This is a genomic window from Hymenobacter tibetensis, from assembly GCF_022827545.1.
Taxonomy (GTDB): Bacteria; Bacteroidota; Bacteroidia; order Cytophagales; family Hymenobacteraceae; genus Hymenobacter; species Hymenobacter tibetensis.
Genome location: NZ_CP094669.1, coordinates 5,114,999 through 5,137,070, shown reverse-complemented (window position 1 = coordinate 5,137,070; position 22,072 = coordinate 5,114,999). Strand labels below are relative to the sequence as shown.

11 protein-coding genes are annotated in these 22,072 nt (G+C 53.8%); 8 read left to right on the top strand and 3 right to left on the bottom strand.

The features are described 5' to 3' along the window. Positions 1–24 precede the first annotated feature (24 nt). Positions 25–1,659, bottom strand: a complete 1,635-nt coding sequence (locus MTX78_RS20665) for a glycoside hydrolase family 43 protein (protein WP_243797949.1) — start codon at positions 1,657–1,659, stop codon at positions 25–27. A 371-nt stretch (positions 1,660–2,030) separates the two neighbouring features. Between MTX78_RS20665 and MTX78_RS20660 the strand changes: the two genes are divergently transcribed. From MTX78_RS20660 to MTX78_RS20635, 6 genes are all read left to right on the top strand, one after another. Continuing rightward, positions 2,031–4,307, top strand: a complete 2,277-nt coding sequence (locus MTX78_RS20660; RefSeq protein ID WP_243797947.1) for an NADP-dependent malic enzyme — start codon at positions 2,031–2,033, stop codon at positions 4,305–4,307. Positions 4,308–4,526: 219 nt separating this feature from the next. Further along, positions 4,527–5,132: a Holliday junction branch migration protein RuvA gene (ruvA, locus tag MTX78_RS20655; protein ID WP_243797946.1), complete on the top strand. Its 606-nt coding sequence runs from the start codon at positions 4,527–4,529 to the stop codon at positions 5,130–5,132. 39 nt (positions 5,133–5,171) lie between these two features. Further along, the gene (gene sov / locus MTX78_RS20650) at positions 5,172–12,689 is read left to right on the top strand and encodes a T9SS outer membrane translocon Sov/SprA (RefSeq protein WP_243797944.1); all 7,518 of its coding nucleotides are present in this window, start codon (positions 5,172–5,174) and stop codon (positions 12,687–12,689) included. Positions 12,690–12,855: 166 nt separating this feature from the next. Continuing rightward, entirely contained in the window at positions 12,856–13,236 is a 381-nt protein-coding gene (gene gcvH, locus MTX78_RS20645) for a glycine cleavage system protein GcvH (RefSeq protein ID WP_243797943.1), read from the top strand. A 19-nt stretch (positions 13,237–13,255) separates the two neighbouring features. Continuing rightward, the gene (locus MTX78_RS20640; RefSeq protein WP_243797941.1) at positions 13,256–13,672 is read left to right on the top strand and encodes a VanZ family protein; all 417 of its coding nucleotides are present in this window, start codon (positions 13,256–13,258) and stop codon (positions 13,670–13,672) included. 228 nt (positions 13,673–13,900) lie between these two features. After that, positions 13,901–15,181: a M28 family metallopeptidase gene (locus MTX78_RS20635; protein ID WP_243797939.1), complete on the top strand. Its 1,281-nt coding sequence runs from the start codon at positions 13,901–13,903 to the stop codon at positions 15,179–15,181. A 259-nt stretch (positions 15,182–15,440) separates the two neighbouring features. Here MTX78_RS20635 and MTX78_RS20630 read toward each other — a convergent pair whose 3' ends face one another. Together MTX78_RS20630 and MTX78_RS20625 are read right to left on the bottom strand one after the other, a co-directional pair. Further along, entirely contained in the window at positions 15,441–15,941 is a 501-nt protein-coding gene (locus tag MTX78_RS20630) for a hypothetical protein (protein ID WP_243797937.1), read from the bottom strand. Between the two features lie 366 nt (positions 15,942–16,307). After that, positions 16,308–17,210, bottom strand: coding sequence for a YicC/YloC family endoribonuclease (locus MTX78_RS20625; protein ID WP_243797936.1), 903 nt, complete (start codon positions 17,208–17,210; stop codon positions 16,308–16,310). Between the two features lie 146 nt (positions 17,211–17,356). On the opposite strand from MTX78_RS20625, the gene MTX78_RS20620 reads away from it, so the two are divergent. Then, positions 17,357–20,125 carry a TonB-dependent receptor gene (locus MTX78_RS20620; RefSeq protein ID WP_243797934.1) on the top strand — a complete coding sequence of 923 codons (2,769 nt, stop codon included), beginning with the start codon at positions 17,357–17,359 and terminating at the stop codon, positions 20,123–20,125. Positions 20,126–20,250: 125 nt separating this feature from the next. Next, positions 20,251–21,978 (top strand): T9SS type A sorting domain-containing protein, encoded by a 1,728-nt coding sequence (locus MTX78_RS20615; protein ID WP_243797933.1) that lies wholly within the window; start codon positions 20,251–20,253, stop codon positions 21,976–21,978. Positions 21,979–22,072: the final 94 nt, after the last annotated feature.

Below are 22,072 nucleotides of genomic sequence, written 5' to 3'. Positions count from 1 at the left end.
ACAGGTGTGTGTAGATATAGGCTGCTATTCCACCCGGAACCAGTCTACGTCGGCATAGCCCGAGTCATTGGTCGTGCCGTTGCGGGTGCAGAATAGTCCCATCTTGGCTCCAATCCAGCGGCCTTCCCGGGCCTGAAACGTGCTGCCAACCGGTTGGAAGTTCTGGCCATCAAGGCTGTAGCTAAACTGGCACTTGGCCCCAGCCTGCACGGCTACCCGCAAATACACGGTGTTCTGCGTTAGCGCAATAGGTGCCGATGCTACCTCCTTGCCCTGCTCATTGGCTTTAATGCATACCGTCTGGGTGAGTTGGAGCTTGCCGCCCACATTGGTCAGGGCCAGATACGCGTAGTCCATGCCCATCATGAGGAGGCCGGCTTTTTCACCCTCGAAGCGCGGAGTGAACGTAAGCTTGGTGGTAGTGGTAAACACGTCGGCCGGTAGCTTTTGCAACAGCAAATTCGGAACCTGCCAGAAGTTCTGGAAGTTTTCGGGCAGCGGCACCGAGTACAGGCGCAGATACCCGAGGTTGCCAGCCAGCAGCATCCAGTTCACCTGCGGATTGGCGTGCCACTGCCATTGCAGCCCCAGCGTGTTGTCTCCAAATTCGTCGGAAGTGGCGGGGGTGGCCAAGGCCGTTGGTTTGCCTTTAATGCTGGGTTTGCGGTGCGTCAACACCGGTTCGCCTTTGCCGTTGCCGTCGGGGTCGGTGCCGATGATGGGCCAGTCGTTTTTCCAGGTCATGGGCTGTAGGTGCACCACCCGGCCATAGGGGCCTTGGTCCTGAAAATGCAGAAACCAGTCTTCGCCGCTAGGAGTGTCGACCCAGGCACCTTGGTGAGGCCCGTTGATGGCCGTTTTGCCTTGGTCCATCACAATCCGGTCTTCGTAAGGGCCGAACACATTCTTCGAGCGCAACACCGTTTGCCAGCCCGTAGCCACTCCGCCGCCCGGCGCGAAAATGTAGTAGTAGTCGTTGCGCTTGTAGAACTTGGGTCCCTCAAGCGTCGGGTGTTTTTCGTGGCCGTCAAATACCAGCACCTCATCACCGAGGAGGCGCATGCCGTCGGGGCTCATGCGAGTAATCGCCAGCACCGATTTGAACCCGGCGCGGCTGCCCGCAAACCCGTGCACCAGATACGCTTGGCCATCTTCGTCCCAGAGCGGACAAGGGTCGATCCAGCCTTTCGCCTCCTTTAACAGCACGGGTTCTTCCCACGGGCCGGCAGGGTTGTCGGCGCGCGTCACGAACAAGCCAAGGTCGGGGTCGGGATAGTAGATGTAGAACTTCTTGCGGTGGTAGCGAATCGCGGGGGCCCACACCCCGTTGCCGTGCTGCGGCACGCTATAGCGGAGCTTGGGTGGTTGCTGGCTGAATACCGTCCCGATGATGCTCCAATTCACTAGGTCGCGGGAGTGCAGGATTTGCAGCCCCGGTGCGGAGTTAAAGCTAGAAGACGTGAGGTAGTAGTCTGAGCCAACGCGTATGACGTCGGGGTCGGAATAGTCGGCGTAGAGCACCGGGTTCTTGTAGGTGCCGTTGCCCAAATCGGGCACCCATACCTTGGATAAGGCGGTGTTCTGAGCAGACAACAGCACAGGAAGCAGCAAGCCTAAGAAAAGCAGAACGAGAACCGGAAGACGTTGAGTGAAATGCATCAGACAAAATGTGGAGGCCGCTAATGTAAGAAAGCCAACCCTGCTAAGTGGTACCAAGGAGGTTCAGGACATCCCCAGAAACTTACCGAGCCCCCTAGTAGCAGAGGCTAGCACACACCCAATACCAACCGAATGTCTTTTCAGCAGAAAGAAAACAATTCCTTTTCTCTAGGCTGCTTCAAGGGCAAGTAGCAAAGCTGCCACAGGGAGTGCAGGGTTATTTTTCTTCCTTCAGAAACAGGTGAACGGCTAGCGGCGCAGGGCGTTTTCGGGGGTTATGGAAACGATCTAAACTTTGATTCTGGCTGATTTCGCCCCAACTTGCCTGAGCCGTAGACCCAGATACGGCTTATCACCCAGGAAATCCACCCATGCTCAAAATCAACAAACAAGACGCGCTGGACTATCATTCCCAGCAGCCGGCCGGCAAGATTGAAGTGGTGCCCACCAAGCCCGTCAGCACCCAGCTCGACCTTGCGCTAGCCTACTCTCCCGGCGTGGCGGAACCTTGCTTGGCTATTGCCGCCAACAAAGACGACGTCTATAAATACACGGCTAAAGGCAACTTGGTGGCTGTTATCAGCAATGGTACGGCCGTGCTTGGCTTGGGCAATATCGGTCCGGAAGCGTCGAAGCCCGTCATGGAAGGCAAAGGAGTGCTTTTCAAGAAGTTTGCCGGCATCGACTGCTTTGACATTGAAATTGATGCCACGGACCCCGACGAGTTTATTCGCATTGTAAAGTCATTGGAGCCTACGTTTGGCGGCATCAACCTCGAAGATATCAAGGCGCCGGAATGCTTCCGCATTGAAACGGCGCTACGCGAGCAGATGAACATCCCGCTCATGCACGACGACCAGCATGGCACGGCCATCATTACGTCGGCGGCCTTGCTGAACGCGCTGGCCGTAGTGGGCAAGGAAATCGACAAAATCAAGGTGGTAGTGAGTGGGGCAGGGGCAGCGGCCGTTTCGTGCTTGCGGCTATACCTGGCCCTGGGCTTGCGCCTGGAAAACGTGGTGGTATTCGACAAGGACGGCGTCATCAACCAAAAGCGCACCGATCTGGCACCGCTGCAGATGCAGTTTGCTACCAATCAGTCCGTTACCAAGATGGCGGAAGCCATGAAGGGGGCCGATGTTTTTCTGGGTCTTTCGGCCGCCAACGTGCTACCAGCAGAACTGCTGCTGCTGATGGCCGACAATCCGATTGTGTTTGCGTTGGCCAACCCCAACCCTGAAATTGCCTACGACCTAGCCCTGGCCACCCGGCCTGACATCATCATGGCAACGGGCCGTTCTGACCACCCCAACCAAGTTAACAACGTGTTGGGTTTCCCTTACATCTTCCGGGGGGCGCTGGACGTGCGGGCCACGGAAATCAACGAGGCCATGAAGCTGGCCGCCGTGCACGCACTGGCTGAACTGGCCAAAGAGCCGGTACCCGATATGGTGAACCGGGCCTACGGCGACAATACGCTGGCTTTCGGCCGCACCTACTTGATTCCTAAGCCCCTGGACCCACGCTTGATTACCACCGTGAGCCCGGCTGTGGCCCGTGCTGCCATGGAAAGTGGGGTGGCTCGCCGGTCCGTTGAAGACTGGACAGTCTATGAAGACGAGCTGCGCGGCCGATTGGGCGTGAACCAGAAGCTCATGAACCGCATTACGTCGTCGGCCCGTACCAACCCCAAGCGAGTGGTATTCGCGGAAGCCGACACGTACAAGATTCTGAAAGCGGCCACCATCCTGCACGACGAGGGAATTGCCAAGCCCATTTTGCTGGGGCCGCGCGAGAAACTGGCTGCCATTGCCCAAGCCAACAACTTGGATTTGACGGGTTGCGAAATCATCGACATCCTGGAAGAGGACGCACAGCGCGAAGCGTACGCCGAACTGCTGTACCGCAAGCGGCAGCGCCGGGGCGTTACGCTCTACGAAAGCCGCCGCCTGATGCGTGAGCGGAACTACTACGGCTCGATGATGCTGGAAACGGGAGCTGCTGACGCTTTCATCACTGGCCTCACCAAAGACTACAGCAAGAGCATTTCGCCAGCACTGCGGGTCATTGGAGTGGAAGACGGGGTGAAGCGAGTGGCCTCGATGTACATCATCCAGCACAAGAAAGGCCCGTATTTCTTCGCTGATACCACCGTCAACATCGACCCCACAGCCGAGGAAATGGTGGATATAATTGGGCTCACGGCCCAAGCGGTACGTTTCTTCGGCACCGAGCCACGAGTGGGCGTTATCAGCTACTCCAACTTCGGCTCCAACCCCGGCGCACTGCCCGACAAAGCTCGCCGGGCCACCGAATTAGCCAAAGCGCGCTACCCCGACCTGATTATCGACGGCGAAATGCAGGCCAACACGGCCCTCAATCCGCAGTTGCTGCAGGAGCAGTACCCGTTCTCGGTGCTAGCCGAGAAAGGTGGGGCCAACACCCTAATTTTCCCGAACGTTATTTCCGGCAACATCGCCTACAAAGTGTTGCAGGAAATTGGGGGCGCCGAAGTAATCGGGCCAGTGCTGATGGGCATGCGCAAGCCCGTGCACATTCTACAGCTTGGCGCTTCCGTACGCGAAATCGTGAACATGGCGGCTATTGCAGTGGTGGATGCGCAGCAAGCAAGCGGAGAAAAAGCTTAAGTAAGAACGAACGCCATCATACGGCCGCCAGAGCAAATGGAGTTGAAGGGTAATTCCCACGCGCCTTGCTCTGGCGGCCGATGCTTCGCAATAGAATGTGCAAGTAAAGTATCTGCAAAGACCAACTTATTTAGCCAACAATGCTATTATTTTTGGGATAAATATGCAGCTTCCTGCGTTCAGTCAAGATATTAAGTTCCCCAACCCCCAGGCCCCGCTATGATTGCTTACATTGAAGGAAAACTTGCCTACAAAGACCACGCTCAGGCTATTCTGGATGTGAACGGCGTCGGCTACGAAATTAGAATCTCGCTGGCTACGTACAGCAAACTGCCATCTGAAGGCGAGAAAGCCAAGCTGTATACCTTTCAGCACATCAAGGAGGACGCCCATACGCTGTATGGTTTTCTGGACCCCAACGAACGGGCACTGTTTCTGCACCTGATTTCAGTGTCAGGTATCGGGCCAGGAACTGGCATCGTGATGGTGAGCAGCATGAGTGTAGGTGAAATTCGCCATGCCATCATCAACGAGGATGTGCGCGCCATTCAAAGCATCAAAGGCGTAGGTCCCAAAACAGCGCAACGCGTGATTATTGATTTGCGCGACCGGTTACGCAAAGATGAATTATTGGCTAAAGCCGGCGTAGATACGGTGCCACTAGCGCGGGCACACAATACTAACCGCAGTGAAGCGTTGTCGGCTTTAGTAACGCTGGGCTTTGCCCGGTCGGCCGCCGAAAAGAACTTAGATCAAATTCAGAACAAGCACGGTAACGACCTGAGCGTGGAGGAATTGATTAAGTTTGCTCTTAAGTCGAATTAGCGTTTTACGCCGCCAGTATCCGTTTTTTATTTGTAGCACTTGAACTCCGGTAAGAAGTCCCTCACCGCCTTCGTGGTGGTTGTTGCGTCGTTGGTGGCCTGGTGGTCGCAAGCTGAGTCTGTGGGAGATGCCCATTTTGCTATGCAGCAATTATGGGCTTCCTGGTTGCCAGGAGCCGCAATGCAGGGCGGAATGCCCTGGATGATGCCAACACCCGACACCCCGCGCGTCGTCGTGCCCGATACTAGCCGCTACCGCCCGAGCAGCCGGCCCAAAGTGCGGCCCGCCGACCGAGCGGGTACCCCCTTTGCGCCCCAGCGTCGTCGGTCGCCCTTGATTTTGGGGTTACCATCCAACATCAATCAGCAAATCACGCCCGACGACAGTCTGCAAAACTTTGATGTGCAGGAGCGGGTAGGGCAGGAGTTGGACTTCCGGGACCCTAGCCGCCTCAGCTACAAAGAATACGCAGAGTGGCAGCAACGTCAGGCTATACGAGACTACTTCCGAAATCGTTCGGCTGGTGGTGTCACCGGCGACTCTAGCACGGCCAATGTGCGCCGCCTGATTCCTAAAATCTACCTCGGCCCAGCCGCCGACCGCATCTTCGGGGGCAGCTACGTCGACATCCGCCCTGCCGGAGCCGTGACGTTGCGCATGGGTGCCCGCTTCAACCGCAACGAGAACCCAACCCTTACGTTGCGCCAGCAGCGCATCGGCGACTTTCAATTCGACCAAAGCACCAACCTGAACCTCACCGGTCAGATTGGCGAGAAGCTGCGCCTAACGTTCAACTACGATACCAAGGCCGCATTCAACTTCGAAAACAACATGAAGCTCGATTACACGGGCTTCGACACTGATATTATCCGGAAAATAGAGCTTGGCAACGTAAGCTTGCCGCTCAATAACTCGCTGATTCAGGGCGGGCAAAACCTGTTCGGGGTGAAAACGCAGCTGCAGTTCGGGCGCTTGAGCGTTACCACTGTAGCCAGCAACCTGCGCGGACAAGCCGACGAGGTACGCGTGCAGAACGGTGCCCAGAGCCGGCAATTCGAAATCAAAGCCAGCCAATACGAGCGGGACCGGCACTTCTTCCTGAGCCAGTTTTTCCGCGACCGGTACAACCAGGCGTTGCGCAACTTGCCCACCGTGCAGAGCGGCGTCGAAATCCGGCGGGTGGAAGTGTATATCACCAACGACAACCGCCAGAGCGACAACCTGCGCAACGTAGTGGCGCTGATGGACTTAGGTGAACCAAGACGGGTGTATCGGCGTAATTTCCTGCTGAATTCTCCGCCCGCCACGGCCAGCAACGCCAGCAACTCCGAGTTTCAAGCCGTTCTATCGAACAGTGCCCTGGCGCGGGGCGAACTGACGGTGGACAACTATCTGAATACGCTGCCGCAGCAAGCTCTAGCAAAGAACGTGGACTACGAGCACGTAAGAGCCCGCAAGCTCGATGCCCGCGAGTACACGTTCAATGCCCAGCTGGGCTACCTGTCGTTGAACACGCCGCTGTTGCCAGAGCAGGTACTGAGCGTAAGCTATGAGTATCTCTACAACGGCCGCACCTACAAGGTAGGCGAGCTAGTAGACGACTACTCCAACGTAGGTCAGGACCAAGTCATCTTCATGAAGATGCTAAAGGCCACCAACCCCGGTGTAGGGTTGGTCAACGAGAATGACAATTCCGTCAACCTGCCGCAGTACAACCCCAACCCAGCTACCAACAACCCGAACCTGCTGACGGACAACCTGCCGACTTGGGATTTGATGATGAAGAACGTGTACCCGTTGAATGCGTCGCAGCTCAACCGGGACAATTTCCAGCTGCAAATCATCTACAAAGACGATGTAACGGGGGTTGACCTTATTTCTTTGAAAGAAGGGGTCAATGTGGCTAACCGGCCGCTGATTGAGGTGCTCAACCTTGACAACGTAAACCCCAACAACGACCGGAACCCCGACGGTAACTTCGACTTCTTCCCCGGCATCACCATCGACCCTGAGTTAGGTAAGATCATCTTTCCGGTGGTGGAGCCATTTGGCAGCTATCTGCTCAACCAGTTCGAGGCGGGAACAGAGCAGGAATTTATCAACCGCTACGTGTACCAGGAGCTTTACACCCAGGTGCAGAGTGATGCTCAACAGCGGACTGAGAAAGACAAGTTTATACTGCGGGGGCGCTTTCAGGCCACGGCGACCAACGAAATCAGCTTACCAGGCCTGGGCATTGCCCAAGGTTCGGTGCGGGTGCGGGCCGGTTCGGTGCTGCTGGAAGAAGGCCGCGACTATCAAGTGTTCTACGACCAGGCCATGGTCAAGATCCTAAATCCGGCGTATCTGAATTCAGCCAACGAACTGCGGGTGGAGTTCGAGAAGAATGCCCTGGTGCAAGTACAGCCCCGCCGCCTACTCGGCGTCCGCATGGATTACCGGCTTAACTCCGACGTTAACTTTGGCGCTACGGTGTTGCAGCTGCGCGAAAACCAAGCGCCTGGCATCAACCGCGTGAACGTGGGTGACGAGCCCGGCAACAACACCATCTACGGCTTCGATGTGAACATGCGCCGCGATTCGCGGGCTCTCACCAAGTACATTGATATGCTGCCGATGATTTCCACGAAAGAGCCATCATCGGTGGCTTTCAGCGGGGAGTTTGCGCAGCTCTTGCCTGGCGAGTCCAAGTTGGGTAACGGCGAAAATGGGGTTTCGTATCTCGACGATTTCGAGAATGCCCGCACGCCCTACACCCTGGGAGGGTTGAACTCGGCCGTATCGTGGCGGTTGGGCGCCACGCCCCGTTCTATTCCAGGCTTCGACGACAACACCATCAACTCGGCCTTCCGACGGGCCAAAATGGCGTGGTACACCATCGACCAGACGTATTACACGGGTGGCCCCAGCCGGCCCAACAATATTGGAACTGGTGACGTTCGGAACCACTACGTAAGGGGTATTCAGCGCACCGAAATATTCCCGAGCCGGGACGTGGGCGCCACCGGCAATTCCTATGAGTACTCCTTCGACATGGCGTACTATCCAAGAGAGCGAGGCCAATACAACTACAACCCAGCTGCGGCTAGCGGCCTTTTCTCAGAGGCATTAGCTCCACAGAATTATGGGGCCATTTCGCGTGAAATTACCTTCGATACCGACTTCGATAACGCCAACGTCGAGTACCTGGAGTTCTGGATGCTGGACCCGTTCCTGGAAGGAGAAAACGGAGTAATAAACGACAACGTGAACCCAGCTACCAACAATATCAACGGCGGTAAGCTACTGATAAACTTGGGTTCGGTATCAGAAGACGTACTGCGCGACGGCAACCAATACGAGTTTGAAAATGGACTCCCGGCCACTGATGACCCTGCAGCCGTGAGCCAAAGTACTCGCGAAACTGCCTGGGGCCGGGTTTCGCGCCAGCAATTTCTAACGGATGCCTTCAGCAGCGAGGGCCGGGACCGTCAGGATATTGGTCTTGAAGGCTTGAGCAATACTGAAGAGCAGCAATTCTTTGGTGCCGCTTATGCCAACGTCGCCGATCCTTCGGCCGATGATTTCCGCCACCACCTCGACCCGTTCTATGAGCAGAACGACGTCAAGATCCTGGGCCGCTACAAGCAGTACAATGGTTTGGAAGGCAACTCGCGCGCCAACAACCAGCTTAGCTCCACTGCTTTCCCCGACAAGGAAGACCTGAACCGCGACAACGTTATTTCGGAAACCGAACGCTACTACGAGTACGAACTGGACTTGCGCAAAGGCCAGCTAGAGGTCGGTAGCAACTACATTGTGGATAAAGTCACGTCCACTGTCAACAGCGAACAGGTGTCGTGGTATCAGGTCCGGATTCCGATTCGTTCCTACACGCGGGTGCAGAGCCCTGAGGGCAATACGCCGTTTGGCTTCAAGTCCATCCGGTTCTTACGCATGGTGATGACCGACTGGCGGGAGCCCGTGGTGTTGCGTATGGTGCAGCCCCAGTTCATTGCCAACCAGTGGCGCCGCTACCTAGGCCCGATTTCCGACCCGAACGTGCCATGCGTGAACTGCAACGAAGCCGCCCGCGCCTTCAACATCAGTACCGTGAGCTTGGAGGAAAATGGTGGAAGCAGTGCCCAAGGAACCGTACCGTACGTGTTGCCTCCCGGTATTGAGCGCGACAAAGAATACGGTTCTAGCACGGTAAATCGCCAGCAAAATGAGCAAAGCCTGCGCCTGTGCGTAGAAGACCTGCGCGATGGGTTCGGGCAGGCAGCCTACAAGAACTTGAGCCTGAACCTCGTGCGCTACAAAAAGCTGCGCATGTTCTTGCACGCGCAAAGCGAAAACGGCTCCGTGCGCGACGGCGAGGCACAAGCCTTCATCCGCATCGGCACCGATTACAACCAGAACTACTATGAGTACCGGTTGCCGCTGGTGGTGACGCCCGCTGGCTCCACAAGAACGGACGACATCTGGCCGCTGCAAAACCGGGTAGATATAGAACTGCAGCGCTTCATTGATGCCAAAGCCGAGCGTAACCGCCTGGCCAATCTGAATCCGGCTCAGGCCAGCTACATCGGTACGTTCACGCAGACTTTTCCCGACGGCTCCAGTATTTCGGTGGTCGGCAACCCCGACATTAGCTCGGTGCAGGGCGCCATGATTGGTATTTTCAACCCGGCCAACGACGACCGTCGCAAATCACTCTGCCTATGGGCCGATGAAATGCGGGTGTTTGATTTCGACAAAGAGAATGGCTGGGCCGCCACGGCACGCTTCAACACCAAGCTAGCTGACGTGGCCAACATCACGGCTACAGGCAGCTACGTGTCGGTTGGGTTCGGGGGCTTGCAAGACAAGCTGCAGCAACGCTCACTGGAAGACATTACGCGGGGCGACATCAACGCTACAGTGTCGGCCGAGAAGTTTTTCCCAGAGAGGTTAGGTTTGCGGGTGCCCATTCTGGTGCAAGCTGGCCACGAAAGCCGCGCCCCCCAATACGACCCCCTCGACCCGGATACCAAGCTCGACCAGTCGTTGCGTAAGTTTGACAACGATGCCGACCGGGCCGCGTACCGCAAAGAGGTTATCGACCAAACCACCAGCCGCAGCATCAGCGTGCTGAACGTACGGAAGGAGCGTACCAACACCGAGCGTAAGCCCAAACCGTACGACATCGAAAACGTTGCCCTCAGTTATTCCTACACAGAGCGCAAGCACACCGATATTCGAACCGACCGAGACTACACCCGGACCTACAACGGCGCGCTGGCGTACATCTACCAGAACACACCCAAGGTCTATACGCCGCTCGCCAAAGTGAAGGCGCTTGATTCGCCGTACTTGAAGTTCTTGCAGGAAGTGAACTTCACGCCACTACCCTCCCGGTTCTCGTTCCGTGCCGATATTGACCGGCGCTACAACGAGCGGTTCTTGCAGCGCTCCTTGGAACCCGGCACGGTGCCCGAGCGGGCCGGCGATGGCTTGTTCCTGAAGTCATTCTTCTTCAACCGCATTTACGACTTGCAGTGGGGCCTAACCAAGGCGCTGACCCTGGACTACACGGCCAACAACCGCGCCGTGATAGACGAGGGAATAGGAAGCACTATTGACGGTTCCGACATTGCGAGGAGGAACCGGGAGCAGTTGCGCGAAAACCTGTTCCGCCGCGGTGGACGCACCACCAACTTCAACCAAACCGTTGCCCTGACGTACCGGCTGCCCCTCGACAAGTTTCCGCTCACCGACTGGCTGACCGCCGATACGCGCTACGCCGCCAACTACACCTGGCAGGCGGCATCGACGGCGTTGCGCGCTCCTTCCGTAACAAATCCGGATAGTCTCACCAACCTGGAACTCGGTAATACCATCCAGAACAACGGCGAGCTAAGCGCGAACGGCAAAATTGATTTGGTGAAGCTTTACAACAAAGTGCGCTTCCTCAATATCATCAACAATGCTCCACCACCCGGCCCGGCCAACAAGCCGGGTGCAGCGGCTCCAGGTGTTGGGCGCGTCCGGGACGCAGGGCAAGCGGGTGCGGCACCTGCCGACACGGCAAAAGGGCCGGAATTACGCTTCCTCAAAGCGGTGCTCCGTTCCCTGATGACGGCTCGCTCCCTGAACTTCACCTTCACCCGTAGCAATGGTACGCTGCTGCCAGGCTACTTGCCTACTACGCGCTTCTTCGGCCTCAACAGCGACTGGGATGCCCCCGGCGTGCCTTTCCTGTTGGGCAAGTCATATGACTTAAACCAGCTATATCAAAAAGCAGCTACCAACGGGTGGTACACGGAGCGAAGCGACCTGCTTAACACGCCGCTCAGTTCCTTGCTCACTGAAAGCTTCAATTACCGCACAGCGCTGGAGCCGTTCCGTGACTTCAACATACAAGTGGAAGGCCGTAGGCAGAAGGTTCAAAACCAAGAGGTGTTCTACCGGAGACGCATTGACGAGGTAACACAACAGCCTATTGGGGAGGATCCTCTGGCCAGTAATCCGCTCGGTTCAGGGTCGTTCAGCACTTCGATTGTCAGCATCAGAACCTTGTTCGGCGATTTGTCGAACGAGGGAGTGACTTCAAGAGCGTTCAACCGCTTCATTAGCAACCGAAAAATTGTGCATGACCGGCTACAGGAAACCGTACCAACAGTGCCATTCCCGCTAACAGGAACTCCTCAGGGCTACTACGGCTACAACTCGCAGGACGTGCTGATACCGGCTTTCCTCGATGCCTACAAAGGCAAGTCATCAGACAGCTATAAACCCAAGAAGTTCAACCCCTTCGCGCAGTTGCCAATTCCAAACTGGCGTGTCGACTACAATGGCTTAGCTGAGCTGCCGTTCGTAAAACGCTATTTCCGTTCTATCTCGCTGACGCACGCGTATTCCTCGGTGTATAGCGTTGCGAGCTACACTACCGCGACGGACTATCCGTACGAGCCACAATCCGGCGACCCGAACAACCCCTTCGGCTTAAGCTTCCTTACAAATGCCAGCGGCCAGTATATTCCGTACTATGTTTTGGGGCAGGTAAGTATTGCTGAGCGCCTGACGCCGCTCATCGGTGTCAATTTCCAGACGTTGGAAAAGGTAACAGGCCGAGTGGAATACCGTACCGAGCGGGCAGTGGCGCTGAACACCACTAACTCTCAAGTAACCGAACTACGCACGCAGGAACTGGTAATTGGTTTCGGGTACGCTACCAACCGCCTGAAGCTGCCCTTCCGCATTGGAGGTGAGCAACGCGTGCTGAAAAACGAATTAACGGCCCGCCTCGATCTAAGCATCCGTGACAACAGCACCATCCAACGCACGATTGAAGATGTAGTGGATCCGCAAAATGTCACATCTACGGTACAGGAGTCTGTTGGCCGGGCAGTGAGTTTGACTACCAACGGCACCAAGCAGCTACAACTCCGGCCTACCGTCGACTACGTGCTGAACCAACGGCTCAACTTGCAGTTCTTCTTCACCCGTACTTTGACAGAGCCCCGGGTGGAAAACTCGTTCCGCAACTCCACTACTGAAGGTGGCATCCAGCTGCGCTATAGCTTGTCGCAATAAGATAATATGACACAAAAAAGGGGAGGTTGGGTTTCTGCTCGCGCTACTTGCATACGCAGAACCTCAAACTCCCCTTTTCTGTGTCGCACTATTTCAGCACTTCACCGTACTTTTGAACTGCCGTGCCCGATGCGGCTCTCTCTTTCTTCTCTCAAACCAGTCTCCCATGAATCTGCCTGCTAACCTCAAATACACCAAAGAGCACGAATGGATCCGCGTTGAAGGCGACGTTGCCTACATTGGCATCACCGACCACGCGCAGAAAGAGCTTGGTGACATTGTGTACGTCGACATTGACACGCTCGACAAAGAGGTTGCGAAGGATGAAGTATTTGGCACAGTAGAAGCTGTGAAAACAGTTTCCGACCTGTTTAGCCCAATCTCGGGCACCGTGCTAGAAGTGAACAGCCACCTCGACGGTACGCCGGAAGCCGTAAATGCTGACCCTTACGGTGATGGTTGGATGGTAAAAATATCCGTAGCCGACCCTGCCGAGCTGGAGGGTTTGTTGTCAGCAGAAGCCTACGGTCAACTGGTAGGTGCTTAACCCCTGAGTGGTAGATCGTATGCTAGCAGCCGCGCCGCCCACGCCTCGTAGCCGCCCCTTTGTGGGCTTGCCGCTGGCGTGGGCGGCGCTGGTGGTACTGCTCACTCTTACACCGGCAGAGGATATGCCGGTGGTGCCACCGTGGGAGCTAATATCGTTTGATACAGCCGCCCATGCTTTCGTATTTGTGGTGCTGGCGGCCTTGTGCGTATTCTCGGCGCGGCGACAACAAGCATGGCGGTGGCTAAGGCGTTGGGCATACGTAGTGGTGTTGTTAGGTAGTATCGGCTTTGGGTTGCTGATTGAACTGCTACAATCAGTAATGCAGCTGGGGCGGCACGGTGAATGGTCGGACGCCCTCAGTGATTCTATTGGGGTAGGGGTAGGGCTGCTGTTTGCTTATTTCACCCGTCGTTGGTGGCAGCCCAGCCTCTAGCCGGTTCCGGGCCGAACGAGTGAGGTGTAGGCTTGGTGTAGCTTACTAAAGCTTGTAAGTTCGCGGATGCACCACGCAAAGCACCTTCTTGCAGCTAAGGCAAGAGGACCATGGGTAACGATGTGCCTCTCCTGGGAAATCATTTCTTTTCGCAGTTTTTTCCATGGGCTGTTGCTGCTGGCAATAGTTGGCCTTTCGCTGCCAAGTGTTCCGGCGGTAGCCCAGGATATGCCGCGCGTACGCCGTACAATCCAAGACTTAACGGCCCCCGCTATGCAAGGCCGGGGCTACGTACGGGGCGGCGACCAAAAAGCTGCCGAATACATCCGCCGTCGTTTTCGCCTGATTGGCCTCCAGCCATTGGCTCCAAACTACACGCAGTCTTTCCCGCTTGATGTAAATACCTTTCCAGGCAAGTTAAAACTACGGCTACGTACAGGCAGCACACGCTCACTACCGCTATTGGGTGGCTATCACAAGCTGCGGCCTGGCTTCGATTTTATTGCAGCGGCTAGCTCGGGGGGCGGGCAGGTAGGTGGTACTTTATCGGCAGCGGCTATCACGCCGTTTGATACATTGCTTTTCTCGGATCCGCGGGCGCAACTACGCTTTCTGCAGACGCCTTGGCAGGGAAAAGGCGTGGTGCGAAGTGTCCGCGACGCACGGCGCTTCAATAAGTTGCCTCCTGCAGTCCTTCAGCATCTAGACTCAGCCGCCTTTCTATTAACCACTGTGCCCAAGCTTACGGCTTCGTTGTCGGCCCAGCAAAGCCGACAGGTTCAACTCGAAGTGCTGGATTCAGTGTGGCGTAAGTGCAGCGTGGATGGGAAAGAGCCTGCCTTTGCCACGCTACGCGTTCAAGCCGAGCTGAAGCGCCGCTACCACACACAGAATATCATTGGGTATGTGCGCGGTAAAGCGCAGCCTGATTCCTTTCTTATAGTCACGGCTCACTATGATCATCTAGGTACAATGGGGCACCGCACCTATTTTCCGGGAGCTAACGACAATGCCAGCGGTACGGCCATGATGCTGGAGCTGGCCTCGTACTACGCTCGACCTGAAAACCAGCCAGCGTATTCAATTGCCTTTATTGCGTTCGGAGCCGAGGAAGCAGGGCTAGTAGGTTCTCAATACTTTGTAGAGCACCCCCTGCTACCTCTGAGTCATATTCGCTTCCTAGTGAACCTTGACCTGCTTGGTACTGGTGCCGAGGGAGCCACAGTTGTAAACGGCCGGGACCTACCTGTGCAGTTCAAGTTGCTTCAACGGCTCAACGAGCAAAGCCGAGCCATCCCTAGTGTAGCTGCCCGCGGACGAGCTGCCAACTCCGACCATTTTCCTTTCTCAGAGCGAGGAGTGCCGGCCTTCTTTCTCTACACTCGTGGTGGAATTACTGCTTACCATGATGTGCAGGATCGTGCCGTTACACTTCCCTTAACTGCTTTTACTGGAATGTTCGCATTGATCCGTGACTTCCTAGAAACACTGAGTGTTAGCCACCCTTGATGCGGTGTAGTACCAATTGCCGTAGCTAGCTCAAGGTTCACTGCAGGCCAAACAGAGCTATGTGGTGTCGTTTCTTGCTTGTAAGCTGGCTATGGTAGTATTGTTTATAGGAGGTGAACCTATATAGCCGACGGATAGGACAAGAGCCGACTGTTGTCTTCATGGCAGTGAACACGTAGTGAGAACAAAAAAACACTCCCGAAATCAGAACCGGGGCAGGCTCTTGACTTCGGGAGTGTTTAAGTGGATAGGGAGGTACCTATTCGTTCGTTCTGAAGGAACCCATGATTTGTTTGGCTACGGTTTCCCACTCTGGCTTTTGGCGGTCAGCGCAAGTGAAAGTGCACATGAGAAGCTTGCCTTCTACGTCGGTGAAGAATATCAACTGATACACCTCGTGGCCAAGCTCTGGCTTCATCAACTCCAAGTAGCCCACCTTACGGCCGCTCACTTCCTTTACGCCATTGCTAAACCACTTGGCTTCCTTGAATTGCTTCGCGTAAGTCTTGTAGAAGTTGTTGGCGTAGATGTCGATCATATCCTGATCGGCAGTGTTGTCTGTGTAGGTGAAAGCAAGGCTGGCTTCCTTACTATTCGTGTAAATGACGCTCGGACGGCTTTGCGCTCTAGCGTAGTTGAAGTCCATCTGCTGCTCGCTCATCACTTCGAAGCCTTTCGGTATCAAAATCTCGACTCGCTCACTTAAAACGCGCTTCTTGATAAGCTCTACTTCAGCGTAAGGGCGGAATGCCGTCAACAAAAGGACTAAGCAGAAGGTAAAAGGAAAAAGTACTACTTTTTTCATAATAAATGGTTGAAAAAAGATGAAAGTCGTTTCGGTGTTTGTCTAGCTAACCAAGCAGATGTTCTGTTTGGATAACACAATTTACGAACGTTATTTCAAGTTGCAAGAGGGCACGGCAAAAAAACTTTCAGATGTATACTGCAGACGAAGTGAAAGGGCGGTTTACAAGCCTTAATGGCACTTTTAAGCTGTGTAAAAATTAAATATAAAAACTTGAATCAAACAGATTGCGCTTTGAGCATAACGCTAAACGGGAGATTTTTGAGTGCAATACTTTTATTTGAATAGTGATAAATATTGATGATTGACAAATATTTGTGTTTAAAGTATATTATTGATTTGTTCCTTTATTTTTTCTAATTCCTCTTTCATACCAACCACTAAGTGTTGTACAATCGAGTCGTTCGCTTTCGAGCCAATCGTGTTAATCTCTCTGCCTATTTCCTGCGAAATAAAGGCTAATTTCTTGCCAGTAGGCTCTGGGAGATATACAGTTTCGGTGAAATAGTGCAAATGACTGACCAACCGCACTTTTTCCTCGGCTATATCCAGCTTCTCTATATAGAAGATAAGCTCTTGCTCGAAGCGAACTTGGCTGAACTGTTCACTGCTGGCTAAGTCTGCAAGGTGAGAGCGAAGTCTTTCCCGCACATTCTCTACCCGGTTTGGATCGTGCCTTTCTATTTCAGCTAACTGGATCCGGATACTATCGAGGTAGCCTAGAATCTCGGTGGTAAGGGTCTGGCCTTCGGTACGCCGAAATTCATTGGCGCGGTCCAGGGCTTCCTGTACTAAAGGCAGCAATTCCTCCCAGCTCACCTCCTCTTCTTGCTCAGGCAACGCTTGGCCTTGTCCTTCTATAGGTAAGCGTAAACTACCTGGTAGAGCTTTGGCAATAGACGCCAGCAGTTCAACGGATGCGCCAGTGCGGGTGCTCAACTCCCTTAGTTCTTCATAAGCAGCCGCTAATGCCGCTTGGTTTACCACTCCGCTTTGAGCACCAGTAGCTCGAACTCGGGCAAAATCGAAGTTCAGGTTAACCTTGCCACGTACCAGGTTTTTCGACACCAGATTACGAATTTCCAACTCCTTGTCTTGTAGGAAGCGGGGCAGGCGAAGTGTAAGATCCAGCGACTTGGAATTCAAGGATTTCACCTCGACAGTAGCGGAGTAAGAATCGGTGTCGCGGTGAGCAACGCCGTAGCCAGTCATAGATTGAAGCATAAGCGAAAGGGAAAAAGGGGCGCAAAAGTAATAGTTTGTTTAAGAAAGCGAGGCGGTTAGCCTGCAGGTAACACAAGCGTAATATGGGCGCAATGTTAGCGTAACAGGAGGCCGGTAGTTTTGTGCCGCCAACGAAAAACTACTGTATGCGTCATCTTTTTCTCCTGTTTTTGGGTTTGTTGTTCAGCACGCTGGCACTAGCCCAACAAGGCTCTCTGGTCGGTAAGGTTACCGACAAAAAAACCGGTGATGGCGTTATTGGGGCAACTGTCATTGTGACCGGAACTATACAAGCTGCCCCAGTCGATATGGAGGGTGCTTACGAGTTAAAACTCGATCCGGGTACCTATAATATTACGATGACCTACATTGGCTACAAGCCGCTGACTTTTTCAGGCATTGTAATTACGGCAGGTAATAAGACTACCCTAAACGGGTCGATGGAAGAAAGCGCCACTTCGCTGAAGGAAGTAACTGTAACAGGGCAGAAGCAGACTGGAACAGAAGTAGCCCTTATTCAGGACCTCAAGAAAAGCGAGGTAGTAGTTAGTGGTATTAGCAACGACCAAATTGTTAAATCACTAGACCGCGACGCCGCGGAAGTGGTAAAGCGCATTCCGGGGGTGACAGTGCAAAGCAACAACTTTATTGTAATCCGCGGCTTGGCCGAACGATATAATACTGTGTTGTTGAACGACGCACTAACACCTTCAGCAGAGGTAGACACCCGCTCTTTCTCGTTCGATATTTTGCCAAGTTCGGTGATTGATCGGGTGTTAATTTTCAAGTCAGGCTCTCCTGAGTTGCCTGGTGAAATGGGTGGTGGTGTAGTTAAGGTGTACACTAAGAACTCGGTTGTAGAGAATTCGACAACAGCCACCGTTTCAGGATGGGTGCGGCACGGAACGACGTTCAATAACTTTTTGAGCAGCAAGCGGGCTAATACTGATTGGCTGGGGTTTGACAATGGCCCCCGTCAACTGCCTTCAACAGGTTCGGTGGAAGAAATAGGAACACGGCTGCCAAACACTTGGGAGCCACGAGTAGTTAGCTCGCGGCCCGATTTGCGATTGTCGCTGGGGCTGAATCGTAAGTTTGAAATTGGTGGCAAATACTTAAGCAACGTTACCTCGCTTTCTTATTCGAATACGCAGGAGCGTTACGAGATTGTACGTCAGCGTATTGACTTGTACCAAGAGGATACGAAGGCTCTTAGCGTGCGCTACGATTATAAGGATGACCGCTCCCTTGCTTCCACTCGTTTGGGGATAATACATAACTGGCAGATGCGGCTCAATAACCGCAACCGCATAGAATTCCGCAACTTCTTCAACCAGTATGGCACCGATGAGGTTGTGCACCGTACTGGTGTTTTGAATACGCAGGAGCAAGAGCGAGACGAGTATGCAACCCATTACCAGAGCCGCACTATTTATTCGGGCCAGTTACAGGGTACACATGAAATAGGAGAAGGAGAACATACTTCTATTACGTGGGCCGGCGGCTACAACTATGTATTTCGTGATGAGCCTGATTACCGCCGCTACCAGAACCAGCGCCCAATAGGGACAGATGAGCCATTTAGAGTAAATATTGTAGAAACGCCTAACCAGTTTGATGCTTCGCGCTTCTACTCAAACCTGAATGAGAATACCTATATGGTAAGTGGGCAGTGGGAGCGGCGCTTTGCAGGCCGCGACACACTAAGTGCCAACAAATACAAGTTGCGCGTCGGCTTCTATGCCGAACAAAAAGAGCGTAGCCTCGCCAACCGATACTTCTCTTATGTTAAAGATGCCAGCACGAATCCAAGCCTGATAAACTCGGCCCTACCAGTGAGCCAGCTTTTCTCGGCAGCCAACATAGGTCCGGGTGGCTTCAAACTAGCCGAAGCAACTTTGCCACAAGACCGTTATGACGCTGAAAATACGCTCGTGGCAGGTTACATTGGGGCAGTAGCGCCCTTGTCTGATAAGTTTAACGTATCGGGAGGGGTCCGGGTAGAATACAACCGCAAAAGCTTGCTGAATGGAGACGGCATCTCTTATAAAGAGGTTCGCACCATTCCAATGCCATCTTTCAACGCTGCTTACAATTTCAACGAGCGGTCATTGCTTCGGTTAGGTGGCAGCGTTACAGTGAACCGTCCGGAGTTTCGGGAGGTAGCCAACTACGTATTCTACGATTTCAGCGCTAACACGGGTGTACAGGGCAACGACTCGCTGAAAACGGCTACTATCTACAATGCTGATTTGCGTTACGAGTTCTACCCGAGCCGTTCGGAACTGATTTCGGTAGGAGTGTTCTATAAGCACTTCCGCAATGCTATTGAGCAAACTATTGTGCCGCTGGGAAGCGAGTCTATCAACGTAGGATTTGCTAACGCTCCTACGGCCTATGATTATGGAGTGGAAGTGGAAATGCGCAAGAGCTTAGCAGAAGCTAGTCAGAATGCATTTATACAGCGCCTCAACATTGTGTTGAACGCTTCCTTCATCAAGAGCGAGGTAAACCTCAGTGATGATGAGCGTCAAATTATCAACCGGCCGCTACAAGGCCAGTCGCCTTACGTGTTCAACGTCGGCACATTCTACCAAGATGATGAGCATCATTGGCAGGTATCGGCACAATACAATGTCGTAGGACCACGCATCCTACTGGTAGGTGACCGGAGCAACAACTTCTCGGTAATTGATCGGCCACGTAACATTGTCGACTTGTCTGTCACGAAGGGTTTAGGCCAGCACCTAGAAGTAAAGGCTGGTATTCAGGACTTGTTGAACCAGCCTGTACGCCAAAGCTGGGATTTGAACCGCGACAATAAGATCAACAAAAACACGCCCGAGGAGACTAGGCATTTCGGTAGCTACCGTCGGGGTACTTATAGCACGCTTGGCTTGACGTACCGCTTCTAAGCGGAAACATAACATCCGCCTAATGAAACCATAACGCCTCTTTTTCCTTGCTGGCGTATTGTTATCTGACCTTCGTCCTACTCTTGAGAATTACTGCACCTCACCGTTTTCAACCTTCCCCTCTGATGAAAAAGTTATTACTCCCTGTGTTGCTAGCACTGGCTACTGCTTCGGCCGTACCACAAGACACCTACGCACAAACCGCCTGCCCCGCAAACCCAACACCTATTACAGTTACGGGTAACGTGCCAGCTGGTACCACTTGGACGCGCAACAATATTTATCTGTTGTCTGGCAACGTGGTAGTACCGTCTGGAACGACCCTCATTATCGAGCCTGGTACCATCATCAAAGGCGATAAAGCTTCGCGTGGGACGCTTATTGTTGCTCGCGGTGGTCGGCTTGAAGCAAACGGAACGGCCACACAGCCCATTGTTTTCACTTCCAACGAAGCACCTGGTGCCCGTCGTCGTGGTGACTGGGGTGGAATTATCATTTTGGGACGCTCACAGGAAAACATTGCTGGTGATCCTATCATCGAAGGGGTAACAGGCTATAACTATGGTCCTGGCACTGGCAACCAACCTATCTTGAACGACAATTCTGGTACTCTACGCTATGTGCGTATTGAGTTCCCAGGCGTATTAATTTCGACCAACAACGAAATCAATGGCTTGACGTTAGGCGGGGTAGGGTCGGGCACTACCATCGAGTATGTGCAGGTGTCTTACTCTGGCGACGACGCTTTTGAATGGTTCGGTGGCACCGTAAACGCCAAGTATCTGGTGGCTATGAATTCACTGGATGACGATTTTGATACAGATGCTGGCTTTGCTGGCAGCGTACAATATGGCTTGGTGCTGCGCGATCCTTCTTCGGCGGATGCCTCGCAGTCCAATGCCTTTGAGTCTGACAATGATGCACAGGGTACTAATGCGCAGCCACTTACTGCGCCGGTGTTTTCGAACATAACGGTGCTGCTGCCACCGCCTGCCGCTGGCCAAACAACCAACGCACTATATCGCCATGCGATGCACTTCCGCCGGAACACGTCAACTAGCGTGTTTAACTCGGTATTCAGCGGATTCCCCATCGGGCTTTACTTGCAGGCTAGTAACACAGGTGCGCCCTTCCCAACACCTAACGCGGAAACCAACATCACTAACGGTTCTTTGGTACTTCGCAACAACGTAATTGCAGGCAGCGCTACGCCGTTGCAGGTACAAACTGGCAGTACTTTGGACCTGGCCGGGTACTTCAATGATGCTAGCCGTAGCAATACTATCTACCCGAACGCTAGCAGCCTAGGCTTAAATCCAAGTAACTTCAACAACGTAGATCCTGCTGACGCAAACGCTACTATTAACAATGTAACTCCAGATTACACACTGCCAGCTTCTTCGCCGCTTGTATCTGGTGCCTCATTTGCAGATGCGAAACTAGGTGGCGGTTTCTTCACCACTACGGCTTATCGTGGAGCATTTGGACCAACTGGTACTGCTAACTGGGCACAAGGCTGGACCAACTTCAATCCCCAGATTACTTGCTATAACGTACCTGGCCAGACGTTATCCAACAAGAAAGCTGACGAGCAAGTAAAGGGCCTAAGCGTAGCGCCCAACCCGACTGAAGGAGCTGCTAAGCTAACGTTTGAGTTGAAGAGTGCTGGCGCCGTAACGGTGCGTGTGCTGGATATAACGGGCCGTACCGTGGCTATCGTGCGCAATGGTCAGAAGTTAGGAACTGGTGTGCAGACCATCGAGTTGCCAGCTTCCCTTCAGGCAGGCATGTACATGGCATCGGTTACTACCGGCGAAACCACGCAGGCCGTGCGGTTCGTGGTAGCTAAGTAAGAAGTTAAGTATAGAGGTTGGAAAGCCTGTCCCTATTGGGGGGCAGGCTTTTTTCCGTTCTTGGCTGGCTACTTTGCTTGCATCTTGGTATAGC

Coding starts and splice junctions, on each gene's coding strand:
- MTX78_RS20665 (WP_243797949.1), bottom strand. CDS start 1,659: ATGCATTTCACTCAACGTCTTCCGGTTCTCGTTCTGCTTTTCTTAGGC.
- MTX78_RS20660 (WP_243797947.1), top strand. CDS start 2,031: ATGCTCAAAATCAACAAACAAGACGCGCTGGACTATCATTCCCAGCAG.
- ruvA (WP_243797946.1), top strand. CDS start 4,527: ATGATTGCTTACATTGAAGGAAAACTTGCCTACAAAGACCACGCTCAG.
- gcvH (WP_243797943.1), top strand. CDS start 12,856: ATGAATCTGCCTGCTAACCTCAAATACACCAAAGAGCACGAATGGATC.
- MTX78_RS20640 (WP_243797941.1), top strand. CDS start 13,256: ATGCTAGCAGCCGCGCCGCCCACGCCTCGTAGCCGCCCCTTTGTGGGC.
- MTX78_RS20635 (WP_243797939.1), top strand. CDS start 13,901: ATGCCGCGCGTACGCCGTACAATCCAAGACTTAACGGCCCCCGCTATG.
- MTX78_RS20625 (WP_243797936.1), bottom strand. CDS start 17,210: ATGCTTCAATCTATGACTGGCTACGGCGTTGCTCACCGCGACACCGAT.
- MTX78_RS20620 (WP_243797934.1), top strand. CDS start 17,357: ATGCGTCATCTTTTTCTCCTGTTTTTGGGTTTGTTGTTCAGCACGCTG.
- MTX78_RS20615 (WP_243797933.1), top strand. CDS start 20,251: ATGAAAAAGTTATTACTCCCTGTGTTGCTAGCACTGGCTACTGCTTCG.